General features: G+C 73.4%; 1 protein-coding gene. It reads left to right on the top strand.

Translation table 11 applies throughout. From position 1 onward, the window contains the following. Positions 1–98 precede the first annotated feature (98 nt). Positions 99–1,088: acyltransferase domain-containing protein (locus ACWEQG_RS39055; protein WP_452292703.1), on the top strand; the 990-nt coding region annotated here is incomplete at its 3' end.

The following is a 1,088-nucleotide window of genomic DNA, read 5'->3' as shown; positions in this document are numbered from 1 at the left end:
AGAGCCGGCAGGAGCCGGACACGCCAGCGGGATCGCGGCAGGATTCGGTCGCGGGGGTGCCGACGGGTGCGGGTGAGGCGTCTGCCGTGGAGGGCGGGGTGGGTTCGCCGCCGGTGACGGCGTGGGTCGTCTCGGCCCGGTCGCGGGAGGCGCTGCACGCCCAGGCGGCCCGGCTGGCCGACCACCTGGACCGTCATCCCGGCCTGGAGGCGGCCGACGTCGGCTACTCCCTGGCCACCACCCGCGCCCGCTTCGACCACCGCGCCGTCATCACCGGCACCACCCGCCAGGAGTTGCTGGAAGGCACCCGCGCCCTCGCCAACGCCACCATCGCTCCCGGCGTGACGACCGGGGTGGCGCGGCCCGGCGGGGTGGCGTTCGTGTTCACCGGCCAAGGCAGCCAACGCCCGGGCATGGGACGCCAGCTGCATGCCGCCTATCCCGCCTTCGCCGCCGCCTTCGACCAGGCCATCGACCTCCTGGACGAACACCTCGCCGCACACGCACCCGTCCCCCTGCGGCAGGTGCTGCTCGGCGACGCCGACCCCGGCCTGATCCACCAGACCCTCTACACCCAACCCGGGCTGTTCGCCCTGCAGACCGCCCTCACCCACCTGCTGGCCACCTGGGATATCACCCCCCAAGCGGTGGCCGGGCACTCCATCGGCGCCATCGCCGCCGCCCATGCCGCCGGCATCCTGTCCTTGCCCGACGCCGCCGCCCTGGTCGCCACCCGCGCCCGCCTCATGCACACCCTGCCCCCCGGCGGCGCCATGACCGCCATCAACACCACCGAAGAACACATCACCCCCCACCTCGCCCACTACCAGGGCAAGGTCACCATCGCCGCGCTCAACACCCCCACCTCCACCGTCATCTCCGGCGACCACGACGCCGTCACCCACCTGACCGACCACTACCGCGACCTCGGGGTCAAAGTCCGGCCCCTGACCGTCAGCCACGCCTTCCACTCCCCCCACATGGACCCCATCCTGGAGGAGTTCGAAAGCGCCGTCGCCGCGCTGTCCCTCACCCCGCCCACCGGGCCGGTCGTCCCCTTCGTATCCGACCTCACCGGCCAGGCCGCC

The sequence above is a fragment of the Microbispora sp. NPDC004025 genome (assembly GCF_053604425.1).
Note: the sequence above shows the minus strand (reverse complement) of the source record. Positions and strands in the feature narration are given on the sequence as shown.